Raw genomic sequence first — 20,229 nt, forward strand, 5'->3', positions numbered from 1 at the left:
TGCGGTTGAGAAAAATCCCCAGCACGCCAAGCACGAACACCACCGCGGAGACGGTCAGATAATGCGAAAGCCCAATCATTCGGCCGGCCCCCCTCTCGATACGGGGCCGTCCATGCCGGTGACCTCGACGCCGCCGCCCACCGCCGGCTGCGTCGCGCGTGTCGCCAGCTTCGGCGTCCGCGCCACTTGGGCACCGATGTTCTGCCGGCGCACACCGCCGCGCACCCGCAGCGTCAAAACGATGGCGCCGATCATCGAGACCAGCAACACCAGACCTGCCGCCTGAAATACATAGAAATAGTCGGTGTAGAGTACCGAGCCGATCCACTGGGTGTTGCTCATGCCGGCGGGCGCATTGCCAGGCAGGCCGGCCATTGCGACACCCACGCCCGGCTGCCAGCCGCGCATCGCCAGCACCAGTTCGGCCAGAATGACGGCAGAGACCAGCAGCCCGAGCGGCAAATTGGACAGGAAGCCTTTGCGCAACATCGAGAAATCAATGTCGAGCATCATCACCACGAACAGGAACAGCACCGCGACCGCGCCGACGTAGACGATGATCAGCAGCATCGCCAGGAACTCGGCGCCGAGCAGGATGAACAGCCCGCCCGCATTGAAGAAGCAGACGATCAGCCACAGCACCGAATGCACCGGATTCTTGGAACTGATGACCAGCACCGACGCCGCGATCAGTACGACCGTGAACAGATAAAAGGCAAAAACCGCTGTTGTCACACATCACCCGCAACGACTGGCCGCTGCGCCCATGGCTGCTGACAAGATGTCGCAGTCCCAGGCCGGGCTGTTAGCGCCACCGGGCATCTGCCGCAAGGTTGGCGGCGATGGCGCGTTCCCATTTGTCCCCGTTCGCGAGCAGCTTGCCCTTGTCGTAGATCAGTTCCTCGCGCGTTTCGGTCGAGAATTCGAAGTTCGGCCCCTCGACGATCGCGTCCACCGGGCAGGCCTCCTGGCACAGCCCGCAATAGATGCACTTGGTCATGTCGATGTCGTAGCGCGTGGTACGGCGGCTGCCATCCTCGCGCGGCTCGGCCTCGATTGTGATCGCCAGCGCCGGGCACACCGCTTCGCAGAGCTTGCAGGCAATGCAGCGTTCCTCGCCATTGGGATAGCGCCGCAGCGCATGCTCGCCCCGGAAACGCGGCGAAATCGGCCCCTTTTCATAGGGATAATTCAGCGTCGCCTTCGGCTTGAAGAAATATTTCAGCGTCAGCGCCATGCCGGAGATGAACTCCAGCAGCAGCAGCGACTTTGCCGCGCTCATAACACTCATAGCGCAACACTCCCGGGCGCCACCACAAACTTGTCGGTGAAGAACATCAGATAGCCGCTGACGACGACCACCCAGAACAGCGACAGCGGCAGGAACACCTTCCACCCCAGCCGCATCAGCTGGTCATAGCGGTAGCGCGGCACGCTCGCCTTCACCCAGGCGAAGACGAAGAACATGAACGCCATCTTCAACAGCATCCAGACAAAGCCGGGCACGATATAGAGGAACGGCAGGTCGAGCGGCGGCAGCCAGCCGCCGAGGAACAGCACCGGGATCAGCGCGCACATGAAAAGGATGTTCGCATACTCGCCGAGGAAGAACAGCGCGAACGACATCGACGAATATTCGACCTGATAGCCCGCCACCAGTTCGGCCTCGGCCTCGGGGAGATCGAACGGCGGCCGGTTGGTCTCGGCGAGCGCCACGATCAGGAACATGATCGCCATCGGAAACAGCAGCGGATTGAAGATGTTGCCGTTCAGCACGCCGAGGATGTTGCCCTTCTGGGCCATCACGATGTCGGAGAGGTTGAGCGACTGGGCATAGAGGATCACCGCAACCAGGATGAACCCCATCGAGACTTCGTAAGAGACCATCTGCGCCGCAGATCGCAAGCCGCCGAGGAACGGATATTTGGAATTGGACGCCCAGCCCGACATGATGATGCCATAGACACCCATCGACGACACCGCGAACACATAGAGCAGCCCGACATTGAGATCGGCCAGCACCAGCCCGGCATCGAACGGCATCACCGCCCAGATCGCCAGCGCCAGCACGAACGAGATCATCGGCGCCAGCAGAAACACCTCGCGGCTGGCGCTGGCCGGGATGATTGTCTCCTTCAGGAACAGCTTGGCCGCATCGGCAAAGGTCTGGAAAAGCCCGAACGGCCCGACGACGTTCGGCCCGCGCCGCATCTGCATTGCCGCCCAGATCTTGCGGTCGAAATACACCGCCATCGCCACGCCGAGCATCACCGGCAGCATGATGGCCAGAATCAGGATCAGATTGGCGGCGAACCAGCCCAGCCCGTCGCCGAGCGTCGCCTGGAACCAGCCGGTCCAGCCGAGTTCGCTCATTCCGCCGCCTCCCGCGCGCCGCCGGCCCCGAGGACCTCGTTCACGCATGCCGCCATGGTCGCGCTAGCGCGCGCAATCGGGTTGGTCAGGTAATAATTTTCGATCGCCAGGCCAATTGGACCAGAGACCTCAGCATCGTCACTGGACAGTGTCGGCGCCGCCGGCGTCACCGTGTCGATGTCACCGAGATGTGGCCATTCCGCCGCGATCCGCGCCCGCAGCGCCGTCAGGTCATCATAGGGCAGCGACGCCCCCAGCACCGAGGATAGCGCCCGCAGGATCGTCCAGTCCTCACGCGCCTCACCGGGCGGGAATACGGCGCGCAGACCGCGCTGCGGCCGGCCTTCCATATTGACCCAGGTGCCGAACTTCTCGGTATAGGCCGCGCCCGGCAGGATCACATCGGCCTGCTTGACGCCGCGATCGCCGTGGGTCCCGATATAGACGGTGAATACCCCGGCCGGCGTCTCGATCTCGTCCGCGCCGAGCAGGAACAGCGCCTTCAGCCCGGCATCGCCAACAATCTCCGCCACCCCGCCCGGCACCGTCAGCCCAAGCTCCAGCCCGCCGACCCGCGCTGCTGCGGTATGCATGACATTCCAGCCGTTCCAGCCCTCGGCCACCACGCCGGCCCGCGCCGCCAGCGCCTGCGCGGCCGACCACAGCCCGGGCATCTTCAGCGCGCCCATGCCGAGCAGGATCGCCGGCCGCTCCGCACCATCGAGCGCCGTCACCGAAGCCAGCAGACCGGCGTCATCGCCCAGCCATTCGACCGGATAGGACAGGTCGCTCACTGGCCCTATGCCGAAAATCTTCACCTTGCCGCGCGTCGCCATCCGCCGCAGCCGTACATTCAGCAGCGGCGCCTCGCGCCGCGGATCAGCGCCTACCAGCAGCACCCGGTCCGCCGCTTCGATCCCGGCCAACCCGGAGCCGAACAGCCAGCCGCCGCGCGATCCGGTGCCGATCATCGCGCCGTCCTGCCGGCATTCGATCCGGTCCGAGCCGATCGTCGCCATCAGATCCTTGAGCGCCGTCATCTCTTCGAGCGCCGCCATGTCGCCGACGATCGCCGCCACCGCGCTGCCGGCCACGCCCTCAAGCCGTTCGCGGATCACCCCGAAGGCCTCGGCCCATGTCGCCCGCTCGAGCCGACCGCCGCGCCGAACCCAGGGGGTGTCGAGCCGCCGCTCGCGCAGCCCGTCATGGGCGAAGCGCCCCTTGTCGGCGAGCCATTCTTCGTTGACGTCATCGTTGATCCGCGGCGTCACCCGCAGCACCGCCGGCCCGCGCGAGCCGATGACGATATTCGATCCGACCGCGTCCATCACATCGATGCCATCGGTCTTCTTCAGCTCCCAGGGCCGGGCCTGAAAGGCATAGGGCTTGGAGGTCAGCGCGCCTACCGGGCACAGGTCGATGACGTTGCCGGACACCTCGCTGGTCACCGCCTTCTCCAGATAGGAGGTGATCTGCATATTCTCGCCGCGCCCGACCGCGCCGATCTCCTCAACACCCGCGACTTCCTCGGCGAAGCGCACGCAGCGCGTGCAATGGATGCAGCGATTCATCTGGGTCTTGATCAGCGGCCCCATATATTTGTCGGTGACGGCGCGCTTGTTCTCGTCATAGCGGGAGCCGCCGCGACCATAGGCCAGCGCCTGATCCTGCAGGTCGCATTCGCCGCCCTGGTCGCAGATCGGGCAATCGAGCGGGTGGTTGATGAGCAGAAACTCCATCACCCCTTCGCGCGCCTTCTTGACCTTGGGCGTGCGCGTCAACACCACCTGGCCATCGGCCGCCGGCATCGCGCAACTGGCGACGGGCTTGGGCGCCTTCTCCATCTCGACAAGGCACATCCGGCAGTTGCCGGCAATGCTCAGTCGCTCATGATAGCAGAAGCGCGGAATCTCGGCGCCGGCGATCTCACAGGCCTGAAGCACCGTCGCACCTGCCGGTACCTCGACCTCGATCCCATCAACGCTCAGCTTGGGCATGCACCATCCAAAACTTCCGGCACGGAGACGGGCACACCGCCCGAATCCATGGCTGGGCAGGCTATAACGGCCATGGTCGCTAAGGGGAAGGCAGGTTTGCACCGCACTTGCGAACCAATGCCCACGCGCCCAAACAGGCACGCATGACCACAGCCATCCATATCATCGGCGGCGGGCTCGCCGGATCAGAAGCCGCCTGGCAGCTTGCCGACGCCGGCCACCCCGTCATCCTCCACGAAATGCGCGGCCCGCACCGCACCGAGGCACATGCTACCGACCAGCTCGCCGAACTCGTCTGTTCGAACAGCTTTCGGTCGGACGATCCGGACAACAACGCCGTCGGCCTGCTCCATGCCGAGATGCGCAGCCTGAACAGCCTGGTGATGCGCGCCGCCGACAAGGCGCGCGTTCCCGCCGGCTCGGCGCTCGCCGTCGACCGGGACATCTTTGCCGGCCATGTCACCGACACGCTGGCCAGCCACCCGAACGTCACCATCGTCCGGGAGATGGTCGAGGGCCTGCCGCCGGCCGACTGGGGCCAGACCATCATCGCCACCGGCCCGCTGACCGCAGCCCCGCTCGCCGAGGATATTCGCCGCCTGACCGGCGAGGACGCGCTGGCCTTTTTCGATGCCATCGCCCCGGTCATCCATCACGAGACCATCAATCTGGACATCGCCTGGGCCCAGTCTCGCTGGGACCGCGAAAACCAGGATGGCGGCACCACCGACTATCTGAATTGCCCGATGGACAAGGACCAGTATAACATCTTCATCGACGCCATGCTGGCGGCCGAGAAGACCAGCTTCAAGGAGTGGGAGAACACGCCCTATTTCGATGGCTGCATGCCGATCGAGGTGATGGCCGAGCGGGGGCGCAACACGCCACGCTTCGGCCCGATGAAGCCGGTCGGCCTTACCAACCCCGCCACCGGCCGCCGCGCCTTCGCCGTGGTCCAGCTGCGCCAGGACAATGCGCTGGGCACGCTGTGGAACATGGTCGGTTTCCAGACCAAGATGAAGCATGCCGAGCAGGTCCGCGTCTTCCGGATGATCCCGGGCCTCGAGAACGCGCAGTTCGCCCGCCTCGGCGGCCTGCACCGCAACACCTTCATCAAGTCGCCGGTGCTGCTCGACGAGACGCTGCGGCTGAAGGCTGATCCCCGTATCCGCTTCGCCGGCCAGATCACCGGCTGCGAAGGCTATGTCGAAAGCGCCGCCATCGGCCTCGTCGCCGCCCGCTTCGCCCTCACCGAGGCGCACGGCGGCGTGCCGGTGCCGCCACCGCAGACCACGGCGCTTGGCGCACTGCTGGCCCATATCACCGGCGGCGCCGACGCACGGAGCTTCCAGCCGATGAACATCAACTTCGGCCTGTTCCCGCCGCTGTCACCGCCGCCCACCTCCAAGGACCAGCGCAAGCCGGCGCTCGTCGCCCGCGCCCGCGCCGATCTCGGCCAGTGGATGGCGGCCTGACTGCGCTGCCTGATCCCTTGCCGACGCGCATCGCCCGCCCTAACCGAGGCAGGTGAGCAACATCTCATTCAAGCCGCTGTGGTCGTTGGTCCACAGGATCAAGGAATGGGCGGCAACACCGGCCGGCCAGCGCGTTCAGCGCGCCATCAGCTTGTTGCTGTCGCTGGTCATCATCGGCTTGCTGGTCAGGGCTGTCGCGGACATCGGCTGGTCGAGCCTCGTCGATGTGCTGCCGCCGGCGCCGGCCTTCTGGCTGTTCTTCGCCGCCCAGTATCTGGCGCAGCCGGTTGCCGACTGGCTGATCTATCGTCCCTGGTGGCGGCTGCACCCGATCGATATCGGCGTATTCTTCAAGAAGCATGTGCTCAACGAGGCGCTGTTCGCCTATGCCGGCGATGGCTGGCTGATGGCCTGGGCGGCGCGCCGGCTGAACATCCCCTTCGATGCCGCCAACCCGCCGCGCATCGCCGGTCGCGGCGACAACCCCGGCTTCGATCCGGCCGCCAATCCGTTCGCGGCGGTCAAGGATGTCGCCATCACCTCGGGGCTGGCCGGCAACCTGTTCACGCTGCTGATGCTGTTGCTGGCACTCGGCCTTGGTGCGGCGTCGACCCTGGAAGACACGCTGGCGCCCGATCTCCTCAAGCAGGGATCGGCCGGCTTTGCGGTCCTCGTCGCCCTCAACATCGCCATATTGTTTAACCGAAACCGGCTGTTCACCCTGCCGGTCCGCGCCAATATCCACAGCTTCCTGCTGCATTTCGGCCGGGTTTCGCTTAGCCATGCGTTGATTGTCGGCACCTGGATGGTGGCGCTGCCCGAGGTCGGGCTGTCGGCCTGGCTGTTGCTGGGCGCCTTGCGTCTGGTGATCTCGCGGATGCCGCTGCCCAACAAGCAGCTGCTGTTCGCCGCCATCGCCGCCAGCATCGCCGGCGACGCCGCGCCCGCCCTGGCGGCGCTGATGGCGGCGCAGGGCGTGCTGACCATCGCCGGCCATGCGCTCACCTGGTTCCTTGCGGAGGCGATGCAGCGTCGGCCCGCCCCGGCCGCGCCCTAATTTTCGCCGGCCTCGCAGGCGCAGGCCGGCTTCGGCTTGCGCTTGATCGCTGTCGTGGCGAACTCCGCCGGTGCCAGTCGACCATCGCCGCTGCGATCGGCCTTCTTGAACTTGCGCGCCGTGGCGGCGGCATATTCCTCGAAATCGAGCCGGCCATCGCGGTTGAGGTCGAGCTTGGCGAAGGCTTTTTGGCGGTTCGCCAGATATTCGTCGCGGTCGATGACGCCGTCCTTGTCCTTGTCATAGCGGTTGAACCGCCGCGCCTCGCGCTCGACATCGGTGACCGGGGCTTTCGGCACAGGCACCGGCTCGGCGACGATCTCGACGGGCAGGCTTTCGCGCATGGATGGCGGCGGTGGCGGCACCTGCGCCTCGGCAATCGGACGGTCCCGCGTCCACAGGAAGCCGGCGGCCGCCAACGCCAGAAAGGCCACGCACAGAGCCAGCAGTCGACGCATCCACGCCTCCTTGTCAGACCCTGTCATCGTCCTAGCCCGGCTCAGCGGCCGGTGGCAACCGCCCACAATATGCGAAGCTGACGCCCGGCGCTGGCCCGCACGGCGCGCGGCCGGCCGGCTTCGGCGTCAGCCACATCGCGAACGCCGAGCGCCGCCAGTGCCAGCAGCGGCCGCAGCGCCGCCGGCACCCGATCCGGCAACGCACCGCCGACCGCCCAGCACCGGCCGAGCGCCTCGGCGGTGCCGATATCACCGCCGAGCAGGCGGCCGGCCAGCCCGAACAGCAGCGCGCCACCGGCGGCTTCGGCCGCATGCTCGGCGGCGGGATCGAGATTGCCGTCCAGCCGCTGTGCCCAGCGTTCCTCCAGCCCGGCCAGGTCAGCGCCGCTCAGCCCCGCCGGCAACAGCCATTGTGCCGCCGCCTCAAGGTGCGGCTCGTCGGGCGCCCTGCCCTTGTCGAGCGCTTCCAACGCCTCGCGCCACCAGGCCAGCCGGATCGCGCCGACCATCGGCTCGCTGACGCTAGCCGGAATTTCGGCCAGCGTCAGGTCCAGCGCGAACAGCGCCAGCAGCGCTGGCCGCACGGGGGCCGGGGCATAGAGGCTCGCCAGCCAGCGCTCGCGGTCGCGGACGCGGACGGTGTCCGAGACCGGGATCAGGCCGGTCCCACTCGGAAGATGCACAGCTTGTTGCCGTCCGGATCACGGAAATAGCCGCCGTAGAAAGCCTGCGGTCCCTCTTCGCCGCGCAGGCCCGGCGCGCCCTCGTCGCTGCCGCCGGCCGCTATCGCTGCCGCATAAACGGTATCGACCTGCGCCCGGTCGGCAGCGGCCAGCGAGATCATCGTGCCATTGCCCACCGTCGCCGGCGCCTTGTCATAGGGCGGGCCGACCGCCAACATCGGCTGTTCCCAGCCAGAACCCCAGGCGACCGCGCCGGTGGGGAATACCATCAGCCGCCCGAGCCCCATTGCCGAAAACACGGCATCATAAAAGGCGTTGGCGCGCCCCTGATCATTGGTGCCGAACATCGCATAGCCGATCATCGTCTTTCCCTTTCCGCCGGGCCGAATCGCCCGCCGAACGCTGCCCATTTGCGCGAGTGGGTTCAACGCCCCATATTGCCGAAATGAGTGTTGCGTTCACCAAGGAAAGCGATGCCGAGAGCGTCGCCGCCGATCTGCCCGACCGGCCGATCCCCGCCCATGCCAATCTGGTCACGCCGGCTGGCCTCATCGCCATCGAGACGGCGCTGGCCGAGGCGCGCGCCGCGTATGCCGCAGCCCAGGCAAATGACGGTATCAGCGCCGATCGTAGCGCCATGGCCCGCGCGACGCGGGACCTGCGCTACTGGTCGGCCCGCCGCGCCTCGGCGCGCGTCATCGATGCCCGGCCCGAGGCAGGCCGCGCCGGCTTCAATACCAGCATCACCTTCGAGCATGAGGACGGCAGCAGCCGCACCTATCGCATCGTCGGCGACGATGAGGCCGATCCGGCCACCGGCCTGATCTCCTGGGCGTCACCGGTCGCCCGGGCGCTGACCGGCCGCAGCCTCGGCGACACCGTCAGCCTCCCCACCGGGGATGTCGAAATCACCGCGATCGCCTGACCGTGATGCGCAGTCTGCTTGTTTTCACCGCACTCATCGGCCTGCTCCTCCTCGGCGCCTGCCAGGCCCGGCGCTGGGCCGAGGAGAACCCCCAGAAACTCCCCTGGACGCCGCTTTCTCTCAACCATCCGGTCGGCCCGTTCACTGCCCGCAAGATCGGCGCGCTCGCCGACGATACACCACAGTGTTTGACCCTGCTGGACGCCGCCAATGTCGCCCACACGCCGCTGCCGCCGCTGGAACGCGATGGCTGCGGCTATGACAATGCGGTGACGCTGCGGCCCGGCGGCGCCATTGCCCCGCGCCTGCAACCGGCCGGGGTCGGCGTGTCCTGCCCCGTTGCCGCCGGGTTGGCGGTCTGGGAGCGCGAGATCCTGCGGCCGGCTGCGCAGCGCCACTTCCAGTCGGAGGTCGCCGCCATCGATCATTATGGCAGCTACAGCTGCCGCAACATCGGCGGCGGCAGCAACCGCTCCGAGCACGCCACGGCCAATGCGATCGACATCGCCGGCATCCGATTGAAGAACGGCACCCGCATCACCGTCGCCTCGCATTGGACCGACAACGGGCCGCGCGGGGCCTTCCTGCGCGAGATCAGGGACGGCGCCTGCCAGGTGTTCGGCACCACCCTGTCACCGGACTATAATGCCGCCCATGCCGACCATTTTCATTTCGATCAGGCGCGCAGAGCGGGCAGTTTTTGCCGATAATCGGCCGTTATCGCAGCGATTTGATGTCCAGTTTGTCGGCTTTTGCGCGCGTCTTGACCGATTCCTCGCTGCGCGTCAGCGCCTTGGCGATGGCGCGCAGCGGCATGCCCTTCTTGGCCAGCGTGTGCAGCTTCTGCACCTCGTCGCTGGTCCAGGCCTGTTTATGCCGCTCAAAATGGTCGCCCATGGTGTCGCTCCCTCGATTCAGCCCTTGCCATCGCGCCCTGCCTCGTCTGCATGAGCGGCGATGACAAGCTTCTATCTCGCCAGCGCCCTGCTGATCGCCGTCTGCCTCAACCATGGCCGCCCCGCGGTCCGCGCGCTCGGGCGGTTGCTCGCCGGGCTGGCGCTGACTCTGGTGGCCAGCTCGATCCTGCTGGCCAACCTCGATGGCACCTTTGCCGCCGACAGCAGCTGGCGGCCGCTTCTGCTCAACATCGAGGGGGTACTGTACATCCTCGCCGCCGGGGCGCTGTTCTGGTCGATCCTGCCGACGCTGCGCCGGCCCGCGCCCGAGGCGCCGCCGCTGCTCGGCAGCCGCACCAGCTATGGCCAGCTTTCTCGGTTGCTGCACTGGACGAGCGGCGCGCTGATGATCTCGGCCTTTCCGATGGGCCAGTTCGTCGCTGTGCTGGCCCCGGAGGCGCCCGAGCGCGCCAGCTTCCTCGCCGTGCACATGGCGATCGGCGCGGCGATCTTCCTGCTGATCGCGGCGCGGATGATCGTCCGCCTGACGACGCCGGCACCGTCGGTGCCGCCGCCGGTGATGGTCGGCCATGCGTTGCTCTATGCACTCGTCATCGCCGTCAGCCTGACCGGCTTCGCGCTCGCCACCCAGCCGGTCGATCTCTACGGCCTGCGCCTGCCCAACCTGCCGCCCTCGGCTACCGCCGAAAGCCTGCACCGGCTATGGCTGCCAATCCTGCTGGTGCTGATCTTCATCGCCCATCTCGGCGGCGCCGTTCATGCAATCCGCAGGATGGCACGCTAGGATAGCGCCATGGCCATCCAGATTCGCACCAGCCTCGAAGAGCCGGAATCGACGGGCCCGTTCGTGCCGCACCGTCCGGCGCGCCCAGACAAGTCGGAAGGCGGGCGGGCGTTTACCATCGCGTCGGATTATGAGCCGGCGGGCGACCAGCCGGCGGCCATTACCGAGCTGGTCAAGGAAGCCAATGCCGGCGAGCGCAGCCAGGTGCTGCTCGGCGTCACCGGCTCGGGCAAGACCTTCACCATGGCCAAGGTGATCGAGGCGGTGCAGCGCCCGGCCCTGATCCTGGCCCCCAACAAGATCCTCGCCGCCCAGCTCTACGGCGAGTTCAAGAGCTTCTTCCCGGACAATGCGGTCGAGTATTTCGTCAGCTATTATGATTATTACCAGCCGGAAGCCTATGTGCCGCGCTCGGACACCTATATCGAGAAGGAATCGAGCGTAAACGAGGCCATCGACCGGATGCGCCACTCGGCGACCCGGGCATTGCTCGAACGCGACGATGTCATCATCGTCGCCTCCGTTTCCTGCCTTTATGGCATCGGCTCGGTCGAGACCTATTCGGCGATGACGTTCAGCCTGAAGAAGGGCGGCACCGCCGACCTCGCCGAGACCGTACGCAAGCTGGTGGCGCTCCAGTACAAGCGCAACGAACTGGGCTTTTCGCGCGGCAATTTCCGGCTGCGCGGCGACAGTCTCGAGCTGTTCCCCTCCCACTATGAGGACAGCGCCTGGCGGATCAGCTTCTTCGGCGACGAGATCGAGGCGATCACCGAATTCGATCCGCTCACCGGCCAGACCATCGCCAAGCTCGACTACATCAAGATCTACGCCAATTCGCACTATGTCACCCCCGGCCCCACCCTCAAGCAGGCCAGCGAAGCGATCCGCTTCGAGCTAACCGAGCGCCTGAAAGAGCTGAACGCCGAAGGCAAGCTGCTGGAGGCCCAGCGGCTGGAGCAGCGGACCAACTTCGACCTCGAGATGATCGCTGCCACGGGCTCCTGCGCCGGTATCGAAAACTACAGCCGCTTCCTGACCGGCCGGTTGCCTGGCGAGCCGCCGCCGACCTTGTTCGAATATCTGCCCGAGAACGCCCTGCTGTTTATCGATGAAAGCCATGTCACCGTGCCGCAGATCGGCGGCATGTCGCGCGGCGACCATCGTCGCAAGCTGACGCTCGCCGAATATGGCTTCCGCCTGCCATCGTGCATCGACAACCGTCCGCTGCGCTTCGAGGAATGGGAGGTGATGCGGCCGCAGACGGTATTCGTCTCGGCCACGCCCGGAACCTGGGAGATGAATGAGACTGGCGGCGTCTATACCGAACAGGTCATCCGCCCGACCGGGCTGGTCGACCCGCCGGTGCTGATCCGCCCGGTCGAAGACCAGGTTCAGGACCTGATCCAGGAAGCCAAGGGTGTCGCGGCACAGGGCTACCGGACGCTGGTGACGACGCTGACCAAGCGTATGGCAGAGGATTTGACCGAATATCTCCACGAATCGGGCCTGCGCGTCCGCTACATGCACTCGGACGTCGAGACGCTGGAGCGCATCGAGCTAATCCGCGACCTTAGGCTCGGCGTCTATGACGTGCTGGTCGGCATCAACCTGTTGCGCGAAGGCCTCGACATCCCCGAATGCGGGCTGGTGGCGATTTTGGATGCGGACAAGGAAGGCTTTCTACGGTCCGAAACCTCGCTGATCCAGACCATCGGCCGCGCCGCCCGCAACGTCGATGGCCGGGTGATTCTCTATGCCGATCGCATCACCGGCAGCATGGAACGCGCCATCGCCGAGACCGACCGACGGCGCACCCGTCAGGAGGCCTATAATCGCGAGCATGGCATCACCCCGGCGACGATCAAGCGCGACATTTCGGACCTGCTCGCCGACACCAGCCAGAAGGACAGCCTGACCGTCGACATCGGCGACAGCGACACGCCGCACCTCGTCGGCCACAACCTCAAGGCCTATATCGCCGACCTCGAGAAACAGATGGCCAAGGCGGCTGCCGACCTCGAATTCGAGACAGCCGCCGCGATCCGCGACCAGATTCGCCGGCTCGAATCTGACGAGTTGGGCCTACCGCCCGACCAGCGCATCACCAGCACTACTGGCCGCAGCATGGGCGGCAAGCCCGGAACGCGCACGACGCGGTTCGAGAAGATGAAGAAGAAGGCTGCAAGCCGCCGTTGACCTAAGTAATTTCCGCATAGACAATTTTCTTGTCAAATCGAAAAAACAGCTTAATTCCTTGTTCACATGAACAGCGGCGAAGGCTGGCATCGTGCCGCTTTCGAACAAGGGAGAGGGGCATCATGAAGTCGTTCGTTATCGCATCGGGGGTTGCGGTCATTGCCTCAATGGCAGCCGCATCATCGGCACAGGCCGCCTATTTCATCCGGCCGGTTCTCCAGTACAGCGGCGAGCTCGTCGATGGCTATGAGGCCAACGGCTCCACCTCGGGCGTCCAGGCGTTCAACGATGGCACACGGCTGCTCGAAGCCGCGGTCGACCTCGGCGCCGGCACGATCCGCACCTATGGGCAAGTTACCGGACCCTCGAGCGAATTCGCGATCGTCACCGGTATCATGGGCGAACGCATCCGTTACACCGGCCCCTCCGACACGCCCGTGGTGTTCACCTTCGACTATGATGGCTTCATCGATGCCAACCAGTTCGTCCTCGGGGAAGGCGAGGCTTCGCTCGAGCGCTATATCGGCATCCAGGCGCATCTGGCCGTCTACAATGCCGGCGACGCCACCTATCTGCAATGGACGGAGACAAGCACCAACGCCAGCAAGGCGCTCTATGTCGCCTCCTCCTCGCCGACGTTCAGCTATTCCGAAGGCAGCGCCTTCGAGTTCGTCAACAACAGCGATTTCTATGGCGAGCTCAATCTGGTCAGCGGCCAATATTATGATGTCTATGCGGCGTTCAACATCCTGATGCGCGCTGGCCCGGACGTCGGCCTGCTGACAATGGACTTCAGCAACACCAGCACCATCGGCATCACGCCGCCCGAAGGCGGCAGCTTCACCTCGTCTTCGGGCGAATTCCTCGGCTTCGCCCAGACACCGGGCGGCAGTGCCGTTCCCGAACCGGCAAGCTGGGCCATGCTGATCGCCGGCTTCGGGCTGGTCGGCGCCGCCATGCGCCGGCGCGTGGCCGCCATCGCCTGAGCCCGCCGCGCCCGATCACTGCTCGGGCATGACAGGAACTCTTTCACGGGGGGACGGTTAAAAACACAACCTACCCTTTGTGAAAGACCTGTCATGGACGGCAACGAACTTCTTCCTACCCTCAACCTGTTCACGCTGGTTGCGGTATTTCTCGCCATCGTCATCAGTTTTGCGATCTACTGGAGCAAGCGCAAGAACCGACCGCCCAAGGATGGCGGACCGCCGACCGAAGACGGCTCGGTCTGATCTGCTAAATCAGGCAGCTGACGCCGGTGCGGATGACTTCGCCCATCAGGGCCGGGTTCTCCGCGCCGGCCAGCGCCCGCCCAATGTCCTCGATCCGCGCCCGGCCAATCCGGTCGCCTTCCAGTCGCGCCATCCGGTCCAGCTGACGAAGTTGGCTGGTGGACAGTTGCTGTGAAAGGCGCTGGCCCATGCATTCGGCAACACGTTGAGGCACGCCGACTTCGACGAGCTTCCGTTCGATCCGCTGCGCCGGGCTGGCGCAGCCGGCGACGGCGAGCGCCAATCCCAGGGCCATGACAAAACCACGCATACCCTGTCTCCTGCGTCAACTCACGCCTCGCCAAGCCATGCCCGGGGGTCTATTGAGCCACCATGAACGCCGACATCAACTTCTGGCAAGGGCTGGGCATCGCTCTGCTCGTGGTCGGGATCATGGAAGTGATCGCCATCCTCAGCCACAAATATGTGATGCATGGCTTTCTCTGGTCGCTGCACAAGTCACATCATGAGCCGCGAACCGGCATGTTCGAGCGGAACGACTGGTTCGGCGTGGCCGGCGCCGTGCCGTCGATTATCCTGCTCGCGGCGGGGCTGCATTTCGACATGCCGATGCTCACAGCGATCGGTGCCGGCATTACGGCCTATGGCGCCATCTATTTCTTCCTGCATGATATTCTGGTGCACCGACGGATCAAGCACCGCTGGAATCCGCAATGGGGCTATATGAAGCGCGTGGTCCAGGCGCACCGGCTCCACCATGTCGTGGAGACCAAGGAGGGCACGGTATCGTTCGGCTTCATCTATGCGCCACCGATCCGCAAATTGAAGGCGCAGCTCGAGGCCGATGGCCGCGGCCGTATCCGGGCCAGCGCCAAGATGAAGGCCGAGATGGGCATGATCGACAACGCCGATCATTGGGCGCGCTAGTCGGGCATCGTCCACAAGCCGTCACGCGAATAGGGGGCGGACCAGCGGGCGTGGCGGCGGCCGGTCTGAACGGCAGCAAGCGCCACCGCCTGAAGCTTTTCACGCGGCGTCGTCCGCATCCGGTTTTCCAGCGCTTCCGGCCCGGCATCCCTGATCTTGCGGCCGATGCCGCCGTAGATGCCGGCGGCGGCCAGCACGGCCCAGGCGGCGCGGTTGCGCAGCGCCGGCGTGCCGTGACGGGCGGACGCCTCGTAGAGCTCGGCCTGGTCGACGAGCCGGACGAGCAGTCGGAACAGCTGGCGGCGCTGGGCCGGGAAGGCGAAGCTATTGGGCTGGAGGTTGACGCTGGCCAGCCAGTCATCGGGGATATAGCGGCGGGAATTCATCGCATCCTCGATAATGTCTCGCGCGATGTTATTGAGCTGGAAGGAAATGCCGAGATCGCTGGCGCGGTCGAGCGTCGGGCGGTCATCGGGCGACACGCCCATCACGATCGCCATCATCACGCCCACGCAGCCGGCGACATGATAGCAATAGGTCAGCGTGTCATCGAAGGTGCGGAACGGCCGCTCCTCCATGTCGATCCGGAAGCCGTGGATCAGATCGCGCGGATAGCGGTGTGGCATGCCTGTCTCGGCTACGACCTGGGCCAGGGCGGCATAGGCGGGGTCGCCTTCCGGACGACCGGCGAGCGCCAGTTCGGTCAGCCGCTCGACCTCGGCGAGGCGCTCGGCTGGGGGGCGACGGTCGTCGTTGCGGCCCTCACCGAGGATCTGCCCGTCGATCACATCGTCGGTGTGCCGGCACCAGGCATAGAGCAGCATGGCCTTGTCACGCGTTGGCGCGTCGAACAATTTTGCCGCCAGCGCGAAGCTCTTGGAGCCGCGCGCAATCGAGGCGCGGGCGTGGCCCAGCACATCGGTCATGCCAAATCTGTCATGCTGCGTCCGTCATCGCCTCTCCATCGCCGTGTGGCGGCGACAGCGCAAGCGATTCAGGCCGCCTGACAGGCCAGAAGGTCCTCGACCATCAGCTTGCCGGTGGCCTTGGCCGAGCCGACGACGCCGGGGATGCCCGCGCCGGGATGGGTGCCGGCACCGACGAAATACAGGTTGGTCAGCACATCGTCGCGATTGTGGGTGCGGAAATAGGCCGATTGCCAGAGCACCGGCTCGAGGCTGAAGGCGCTGCCGAGATGGGCGTTGAGCTCGGTTGTGAAGTCCTGCGGGGTCCACAGCCGCATCGTCACCAGGTCGCGCCTGAGGCCCGGCAGGATGCGCCGTTCGAGCGCATCAAGGATCGAATCGGCATAGGCGGGGGCGATCGACGGCCAGTCGGCATCAAGCTTGCCCTGATGCGGGACCGGGGACAGCACATAGAAGCCGCTGTGGCCCGGCGGCGCCATTGCCGGATCGGTCGCGGTGGGGTGGTGGAGATAGAGCGAGAAATCCTCGGCCAGCTCGCCGCCCTTGTAGATGTCGGCGAGCAGCGCCTTGTAGCGCTCGCCGAACAGGATGGTGTGATGCTTGACGTCCGGGCGCTCGCCCTTGAGGCCGAAGTAGATGACAAACAGCGACGGCGAGAAGCTGCGCCGCGACATCGAGCGGGCCATCGCCTGCCCACGCGGGTGGCTGCCGAGCAGTTCCTTATAGGTGTGGATGACGTCGCTGTTCGAGGCGACGGCATCGAACTGGCCGGACCAGCCGTCGGCGGTGCGCACGCCGGTGACGCGGCCGCTGTCGGCAGTGATGGTTTCGACCTTCGACCCCATGCGGACGGTGCCGCCGAGATCCTCGAATAGCGTGACCATGCCGCGCACCAGCGCATGGGTGCCGCCGCGCGGGAACCAGACGCCCCATTTCTTCTCCAGCGCATGAATCAGCGCATAGATCGACGAGGTCTTGAACGGGTTGCCGCCGACAAGCAGCGTGTGAAAGCTGAACGCCTGACGCAGATGCTCGTCCTCAATATAGCGCGCCACCATCGAATGGACCGAGCGGAAGGCTTCATAGCGCATCAGCTGCGGCGCCGCCTTGAGCATCGACTTGAAGTCGAGGAAGGCTTCGTGGCCGAGCTTCTCATAGCCCTCGCGGAAGACATTCTCCGAATATTCGAGGAATTTCTTGTAGCCGGCGACGTCGTTGGGGCTGAGCTTCTCGATCTGTGCGAACAGCTCGTCCTCGTCATTCGAATAGTCGAAGACCACCCCGTCTTCCCACATCAGCCGGTAAAAGGGGCTGACCGAGATCAGCTCGACATAATCGGACAATTTGCGGCCCGAGAGCGCGAACAATTCTTCCAGACAAGTCGGATCCGTGATGACGGTAGGCCCGGCATCGAACTTGAAGCCGGCGTCCTCGAAGACATAGGCGCGGCCGCCGGGCTTGTCCCGGGCCTCGATCAGCGTCGTCCCGATGCCCGCCGATTGGAGGCGGATGGCCAGCGCCAGCCCGCCAAAGCCACTTCCGATCACTGCCGCAGTTGTCATCGCGCCCTCATCTCGTAATCCAGCAGCGTCTTGACCGCGCGCCCCGCCGGAATTGGCGGCTTGCCGGACAGGATGCGAAACCAGTCCTTCAGTTCCGGCCGCGCCGCATAGAAGCGGCCGACCAGATCGTCGTCATGCAGATAGAAGCGCTGGAGTATGGAACGCCGTTCCTCATCCTGCGCTGCCAGGAACAGCATACGGTTGAGAACCCTGTACATCCGGCGCTTCTGCCACGCGCCGACACTATGGTCGCGCACCGCGTGGTAGATTGTCGCGGCGTCATGCGCCGGCAGCGCGGCGATCAGGTCCGCCACAGCCACGGCGTCGGGGAAACTATAACCGGTAACCGGATGGAACAGCCCGGCCCGCAGCCCGACGCGCGGCACGCCAGCATCGCCCTCGTCCCAGAATGCGTTGATATCGCCGCCGATGCCGAGAGGCAGCACGCCGACTTCCTCGCGGATGACCCGGGTGATTTCCCAGCCCTGGCTGCGGGCATAATCGGCGAGATGGCCGCGCAGCAGCTCCGGCTCGAGATCACGGCCATCCGAGAAATAAGTATCCTCGATCAGCACATGACGGGGGCCAAACGGCAGTGTGTAGATGAAGCGGTAGCCGTCTTGCTGCGGCACGGTGGCGTCCATGATGATCGGGCCGTCGAGACCGTGCGGCGCGGCCAGTTCGACTTCCTGGCCGAGGAACTTCTGCCAGCGCAGGTCGAGCGCCCTGGTCTTCATCTGGCCGCGGCCATCGATGACGGCTCCGGCGGTGAGCACGCGCTGGTCGGCGAGCGTCACGCTGGTCGGCGTCACGGCGACGATCGGCACGGCGAGAAAACGCCGCGCGGCCGGCACGGCGGCGGCGACCGCTTCGGCCAGGCTTTCGGAGGGCACGCTGCCATAACCCTTCTCGATCCACCGGCCATGCTCTGGAAAACGCACCGCATATCGGTCCCAGCGGTAGCGGAACAGCGACGCTGTCCAGGCGCGCTGCTCGGGCGTCAGATCGCCGCCAAAACTCGACCAAGTATGGTTGCCGCCGATCGCGCTGCCCGCCTCGACGATCGCAACGCGTAGTTCCGGGCGCAGCTGTGCCAGCCGCAGCGCCACCAGCCCATTGGCCAGCCCGCCACCCGCCAGGATCAGATCGAATTCCGCTCCGTCGCTCATCGCTCTCGTCATACGCATGGCGGCGACGGAGCGGCAAGCCCGTGACACTGGCGACGCCGATACCTGCACACAGATTTGCGTGCCGCTCGAAAGCTGCGTATCATGGGTCCGCAGCCGCATCGGTCGTGTTTTCGGGAGCCGCGATGAACGCCCCACAGCCACCTTCGGCCTTCATTCCGGCAAATTTGCCGGAGCCGGGCTATGCCGAGTTGGCCCATCTTCCGGGCCCGCCGCCGCCGCGCATACATATGTTGAAGGTCATCAGCTTCCTCAAGGACCCGCTCGGCCAGTCGCTGCACATGGCCAACACCTATGGCCGGGTATTCCGCCGCAAGGATTTCGGCGGCTGGGGCGTGAGCTTGATCGGCCCCGAGGCCAATGAACTGGTGCTGTTCAACAAGGATCGCGTCTTCTCCTCGGCGCTCGGCTGGAACCCGGTGCTGGAGCGCCTGTTCCCGCGCGGGCTGATGCTGATGGATTTTGAAGCGCACCGTGTTCACCGCAAGGCGCTGTCGGTAGCGTTCAAAACCGGGCCGATGCAGCATTATCTCGGTGGACTGCTAGACGGCATGGCCCGCAACACCGCCGACTGGAACACGCGCGGCCGTTTTCAATTCTACCCGGCGATCAAGGCGCTGACGCTCGATCTCGCTGCAACCTCTTTCCTCGGCGTGCCCTGGGGGCCGGATGCCGGGCAGGTCAACACCGCCTTCATGGACATGGTGCTGGCCTCGGTGGCGCCCGTGCGCACGCCGCTGCCGTTCACCCAGATGCGGCGCGGCGTCAAAGGCCGGCGCTTCCTGTCCGCTTTCTTCGCCGCCGAGATCCCCCGTCGGCGCGGCAAACCCGGCGACGACATCTTCAGCCAGATCTGCAACGCCACCACAGAAGCCGGGGCGCTGCTGACAGACCAGGAAATCATCGACCATATGAACTTCCTGATGATGGCCGCGCACGACACCATCACTTCCTCGCTCACCAGCATGGTGCATTTCCTCACCCGCCATCCCGAATGGCAGGAGAGGCTACGCGCCGAAGTGCAGGGCATCGAGGCCCGCCACGGCGGCCTGACCTATGCGGCGCTCGCCGAAATGGAAGAGACCGAGATGGTGTTCAAGGAAGCGCTGCGGCTGATCCCGCCGGTGCCGGCGATGCCGCGCCGCGCGCTCCGGGCGTTTACCTTCATGGGCCACCACATCCCCGCTGGCAGCCAGGTCGGGCTCAACATCATGGTCAGCCACCGGCTGCCCGAGATCTGGCCCGATCCGGAGCGCTTCGATCCACTACGTTTCACGCCCGAAAACAGCAAGAATCGGCACAAATATGCCTGGATTCCGTTCGGCGGCGGCGCCCATATGTGCCTGGGGCTGCACTTTGCGCACATGCAGGTGAAGGCCTTTGTCTATACCGTACTCCGGAACCAGCGGATCACCACCGATCCGGGCTATGCCTGCGATTTCCAGATGTTCCCGATACCGCGACCAAAGGACGGCCTACCGGTTCGCGTCGAACCGCTTTAAAGCTGTTCCATGCAATCCGCTCCCG

The 20,229-nt window shown here is 65.5% G+C and carries 22 protein-coding genes and 1 pseudogene; 10 read left to right on the forward strand and 13 right to left on the reverse strand.

Annotated elements, in window-relative coordinates; translation table 11 throughout:
• From ACTIFJ_RS10995 to nuoG, 5 genes and pseudogenes are all read right to left on the reverse strand, one after another.
• A pseudogene (locus tag ACTIFJ_RS10995) lies at positions 1-79 on the reverse strand (NADH-quinone oxidoreductase subunit NuoK); the annotation flags it as partial.
• Positions 76-735, reverse strand: coding sequence for an NADH-quinone oxidoreductase subunit J (locus ACTIFJ_RS11000; RefSeq protein ID WP_439534153.1), 660 nt, complete (start codon positions 733-735; stop codon positions 76-78). The gene ACTIFJ_RS11000 and the pseudogene ACTIFJ_RS10995, both read right to left, overlap by 4 nt.
• 70 nt (positions 736-805) lie before the next feature.
• Positions 806-1,291 carry an NADH-quinone oxidoreductase subunit NuoI gene (gene nuoI, locus ACTIFJ_RS11005; RefSeq protein ID WP_439534154.1) on the reverse strand — a complete coding sequence of 162 codons (486 nt, stop codon included), beginning with the start codon at positions 1,289-1,291 and terminating at the stop codon, positions 806-808.
• Entirely contained in the window at positions 1,288-2,373 is a 1,086-nt protein-coding gene (gene nuoH / locus ACTIFJ_RS11010; RefSeq protein WP_439534155.1) for an NADH-quinone oxidoreductase subunit NuoH, read from the reverse strand. The genes nuoI and nuoH overlap by 4 nt, the downstream gene beginning before the upstream one ends.
• Positions 2,370-4,370 (reverse strand): NADH-quinone oxidoreductase subunit NuoG, encoded by a 2,001-nt coding sequence (gene nuoG / locus ACTIFJ_RS11015; protein ID WP_439534156.1) that lies wholly within the window; start codon positions 4,368-4,370, stop codon positions 2,370-2,372. Before nuoG ends, nuoH begins: the two co-directional genes overlap by 4 nt.
• 143 nt (positions 4,371-4,513) lie before the next feature.
• Here nuoG and trmFO point away from each other — a divergent pair, with 143 nt between their 5' ends.
• Entirely contained in the window at positions 4,514-5,845 is a 1,332-nt protein-coding gene (trmFO, locus tag ACTIFJ_RS11020; RefSeq protein ID WP_439534157.1) for a methylenetetrahydrofolate--tRNA-(uracil(54)-C(5))-methyltransferase (FADH(2)-oxidizing) TrmFO, read from the forward strand.
• A 52-nt stretch (positions 5,846-5,897) separates the two neighbouring features.
• Positions 5,898-6,902 carry a hypothetical protein gene (locus tag ACTIFJ_RS11025; protein WP_439534158.1) on the forward strand — a complete coding sequence of 335 codons (1,005 nt, stop codon included), beginning with the start codon at positions 5,898-5,900 and terminating at the stop codon, positions 6,900-6,902.
• On the opposite strand, the gene ACTIFJ_RS11030 is transcribed toward ACTIFJ_RS11025, so the two are convergent.
• Genes ACTIFJ_RS11030 through ACTIFJ_RS11040 form a run of 3 tightly spaced genes read right to left on the reverse strand, consistent with a single transcriptional unit; the run spans position 6,899 to position 8,405 of the window.
• Positions 6,899-7,360, reverse strand: a complete 462-nt coding sequence (locus tag ACTIFJ_RS11030) for an EF-hand domain-containing protein (protein WP_439534159.1) — start codon at positions 7,358-7,360, stop codon at positions 6,899-6,901. The genes ACTIFJ_RS11025 and ACTIFJ_RS11030 overlap by 4 nt on opposite strands.
• 41 nt (positions 7,361-7,401) lie before the next feature.
• A complete protein-coding gene (locus ACTIFJ_RS11035) occupies positions 7,402-8,043 on the reverse strand; it encodes a squalene/phytoene synthase family protein (RefSeq protein WP_439534160.1) in 642 nt (213 codons plus the stop codon).
• Positions 8,016-8,405: a VOC family protein gene (locus tag ACTIFJ_RS11040; RefSeq protein WP_439534161.1), complete on the reverse strand. Its 390-nt coding sequence runs from the start codon at positions 8,403-8,405 to the stop codon at positions 8,016-8,018. The genes ACTIFJ_RS11035 and ACTIFJ_RS11040 overlap by 28 nt, the downstream gene beginning before the upstream one ends.
• An 83-nt stretch (positions 8,406-8,488) precedes the next feature.
• Here ACTIFJ_RS11040 and greA point away from each other — a divergent pair, with 83 nt between their 5' ends.
• Both greA and ACTIFJ_RS11050 read left to right on the forward strand, forming a co-directional pair.
• The gene (gene greA / locus ACTIFJ_RS11045; RefSeq protein ID WP_439534162.1) at positions 8,489-8,968 is read left to right on the forward strand and encodes a transcription elongation factor GreA; all 480 of its coding nucleotides are present in this window, start codon (positions 8,489-8,491) and stop codon (positions 8,966-8,968) included.
• Positions 8,969-8,973: 5 nt separating this feature from the next.
• Positions 8,974-9,678 carry an extensin-like domain-containing protein gene (locus ACTIFJ_RS11050; protein WP_439534163.1) on the forward strand — a complete coding sequence of 235 codons (705 nt, stop codon included), beginning with the start codon at positions 8,974-8,976 and terminating at the stop codon, positions 9,676-9,678.
• Between the two features lie 7 nt (positions 9,679-9,685).
• Here the strand turns inward: ACTIFJ_RS11050 and ACTIFJ_RS11055 are convergent, their stop codons facing one another.
• A complete protein-coding gene (locus tag ACTIFJ_RS11055) occupies positions 9,686-9,865 on the reverse strand; it encodes a hypothetical protein (RefSeq protein WP_439534164.1) in 180 nt (59 codons plus the stop codon).
• A 60-nt stretch (positions 9,866-9,925) separates the two neighbouring features.
• Here ACTIFJ_RS11055 and ACTIFJ_RS11060 point away from each other — a divergent pair, with 60 nt between their 5' ends.
• The 4 genes from ACTIFJ_RS11060 (at position 9,926) to ACTIFJ_RS11075 (ending at position 14,100) form a co-directional block, all read left to right on the forward strand.
• Positions 9,926-10,669, forward strand: a complete 744-nt coding sequence (locus ACTIFJ_RS11060; protein ID WP_439534165.1) for a cytochrome b/b6 domain-containing protein — start codon at positions 9,926-9,928, stop codon at positions 10,667-10,669.
• A gap of 9 nt (positions 10,670-10,678) precedes the next feature.
• Positions 10,679-12,868: an excinuclease ABC subunit UvrB gene (gene uvrB, locus ACTIFJ_RS11065; protein WP_439534166.1), complete on the forward strand. Its 2,190-nt coding sequence runs from the start codon at positions 10,679-10,681 to the stop codon at positions 12,866-12,868.
• Between the two features lie 122 nt (positions 12,869-12,990).
• Positions 12,991-13,854, forward strand: a complete 864-nt coding sequence (locus ACTIFJ_RS11070) for a PEPxxWA-CTERM sorting domain-containing protein (RefSeq protein WP_439534167.1) — start codon at positions 12,991-12,993, stop codon at positions 13,852-13,854.
• Between the two features lie 93 nt (positions 13,855-13,947).
• Complete coding sequence (locus ACTIFJ_RS11075) at positions 13,948-14,100, forward strand: hypothetical protein (protein ID WP_439534168.1); 153 nt, start codon at positions 13,948-13,950, stop codon at positions 14,098-14,100.
• A 4-nt stretch (positions 14,101-14,104) separates the two neighbouring features.
• Here the strand turns inward: ACTIFJ_RS11075 and ACTIFJ_RS11080 are convergent, their stop codons facing one another.
• A complete protein-coding gene (locus tag ACTIFJ_RS11080) occupies positions 14,105-14,410 on the reverse strand; it encodes a hypothetical protein (protein WP_439534169.1) in 306 nt (101 codons plus the stop codon).
• Between the two features lie 62 nt (positions 14,411-14,472).
• On the opposite strand from ACTIFJ_RS11080, the gene ACTIFJ_RS11085 reads away from it, so the two are divergent.
• The gene (locus ACTIFJ_RS11085; protein WP_439534170.1) at positions 14,473-15,027 is read left to right on the forward strand and encodes a sterol desaturase family protein; all 555 of its coding nucleotides are present in this window, start codon (positions 14,473-14,475) and stop codon (positions 15,025-15,027) included.
• Here ACTIFJ_RS11085 and ACTIFJ_RS11090 read toward each other — a convergent pair.
• From ACTIFJ_RS11090 to crtY, 3 genes are all read right to left on the reverse strand, one after another.
• A complete protein-coding gene (locus ACTIFJ_RS11090) occupies positions 15,024-15,953 on the reverse strand; it encodes a phytoene/squalene synthase family protein (protein WP_439534171.1) in 930 nt (309 codons plus the stop codon). The two genes, ACTIFJ_RS11085 and ACTIFJ_RS11090, sit on opposite strands and share 4 nt — an antisense overlap.
• Positions 15,954-16,021: 68 nt before the next feature.
• Positions 16,022-17,515 carry a phytoene desaturase gene (locus ACTIFJ_RS11095; RefSeq protein WP_439534172.1) on the reverse strand — a complete coding sequence of 498 codons (1,494 nt, stop codon included), beginning with the start codon at positions 17,513-17,515 and terminating at the stop codon, positions 16,022-16,024.
• Positions 17,512-18,684 carry a lycopene beta-cyclase CrtY gene (gene crtY, locus ACTIFJ_RS11100; RefSeq protein ID WP_439534173.1) on the reverse strand — a complete coding sequence of 391 codons (1,173 nt, stop codon included), beginning with the start codon at positions 18,682-18,684 and terminating at the stop codon, positions 17,512-17,514. Before crtY ends, ACTIFJ_RS11095 begins: the two co-directional genes overlap by 4 nt.
• A 143-nt stretch (positions 18,685-18,827) precedes the next feature.
• On the opposite strand from crtY, the gene ACTIFJ_RS11105 reads away from it, so the two are divergent.
• Positions 18,828-20,204 carry a cytochrome P450 gene (locus ACTIFJ_RS11105; RefSeq protein ID WP_439534174.1) on the forward strand — a complete coding sequence of 459 codons (1,377 nt, stop codon included), beginning with the start codon at positions 18,828-18,830 and terminating at the stop codon, positions 20,202-20,204.
• Positions 20,205-20,229: the final 25 nt, after the last annotated feature.

It is taken from the genome of Polymorphobacter sp. (assembly GCF_051860865.1).
GTDB lineage: Bacteria > Pseudomonadota > Alphaproteobacteria > Sphingomonadales > Sphingomonadaceae > Sandarakinorhabdus.

Bases quoted from the DNA above. Each gene is read 5' to 3' on its own strand.
- nuoH (WP_439534155.1), bottom strand. From the start codon at position 2,373: ATGAGCGAACTCGGCTGGACCGGCTGGTTCCAGGCGACGCTCGGCGAC.
- uvrB (WP_439534166.1), top strand. From the start codon at position 10,679: ATGGCCATCCAGATTCGCACCAGCCTCGAAGAGCCGGAATCGACGGGC.
- ACTIFJ_RS11085 (WP_439534170.1), top strand. From the start codon at position 14,473: ATGAACGCCGACATCAACTTCTGGCAAGGGCTGGGCATCGCTCTGCTC.
- ACTIFJ_RS11075 (WP_439534168.1), top strand. From the start codon at position 13,948: ATGGACGGCAACGAACTTCTTCCTACCCTCAACCTGTTCACGCTGGTT.
- nuoI (WP_439534154.1), bottom strand. From the start codon at position 1,291: ATGAGTGTTATGAGCGCGGCAAAGTCGCTGCTGCTGCTGGAGTTCATC.
- ACTIFJ_RS11095 (WP_439534172.1), bottom strand. From the start codon at position 17,515: ATGACAACTGCGGCAGTGATCGGAAGTGGCTTTGGCGGGCTGGCGCTG.
- ACTIFJ_RS11105 (WP_439534174.1), top strand. From the start codon at position 18,828: ATGAACGCCCCACAGCCACCTTCGGCCTTCATTCCGGCAAATTTGCCG.
- ACTIFJ_RS11060 (WP_439534165.1), top strand. From the start codon at position 9,926: ATGACAAGCTTCTATCTCGCCAGCGCCCTGCTGATCGCCGTCTGCCTC.
- trmFO (WP_439534157.1), top strand. From the start codon at position 4,514: ATGACCACAGCCATCCATATCATCGGCGGCGGGCTCGCCGGATCAGAA.
- ACTIFJ_RS11050 (WP_439534163.1), top strand. From the start codon at position 8,974: ATGCGCAGTCTGCTTGTTTTCACCGCACTCATCGGCCTGCTCCTCCTC.
- ACTIFJ_RS11055 (WP_439534164.1), bottom strand. From the start codon at position 9,865: ATGGGCGACCATTTTGAGCGGCATAAACAGGCCTGGACCAGCGACGAG.
- ACTIFJ_RS11070 (WP_439534167.1), top strand. From the start codon at position 12,991: ATGAAGTCGTTCGTTATCGCATCGGGGGTTGCGGTCATTGCCTCAATG.
- greA (WP_439534162.1), top strand. From the start codon at position 8,489: ATGAGTGTTGCGTTCACCAAGGAAAGCGATGCCGAGAGCGTCGCCGCC.
- ACTIFJ_RS11040 (WP_439534161.1), bottom strand. From the start codon at position 8,405: ATGATCGGCTATGCGATGTTCGGCACCAATGATCAGGGGCGCGCCAAC.
- nuoG (WP_439534156.1), bottom strand. From the start codon at position 4,370: ATGCCCAAGCTGAGCGTTGATGGGATCGAGGTCGAGGTACCGGCAGGT.
- ACTIFJ_RS11030 (WP_439534159.1), bottom strand. From the start codon at position 7,360: ATGCGTCGACTGCTGGCTCTGTGCGTGGCCTTTCTGGCGTTGGCGGCC.
- ACTIFJ_RS11090 (WP_439534171.1), bottom strand. From the start codon at position 15,953: ATGACCGATGTGCTGGGCCACGCCCGCGCCTCGATTGCGCGCGGCTCC.
- ACTIFJ_RS11080 (WP_439534169.1), bottom strand. From the start codon at position 14,410: ATGCGTGGTTTTGTCATGGCCCTGGGATTGGCGCTCGCCGTCGCCGGC.
- crtY (WP_439534173.1), bottom strand. From the start codon at position 18,684: ATGAGCGACGGAGCGGAATTCGATCTGATCCTGGCGGGTGGCGGGCTG.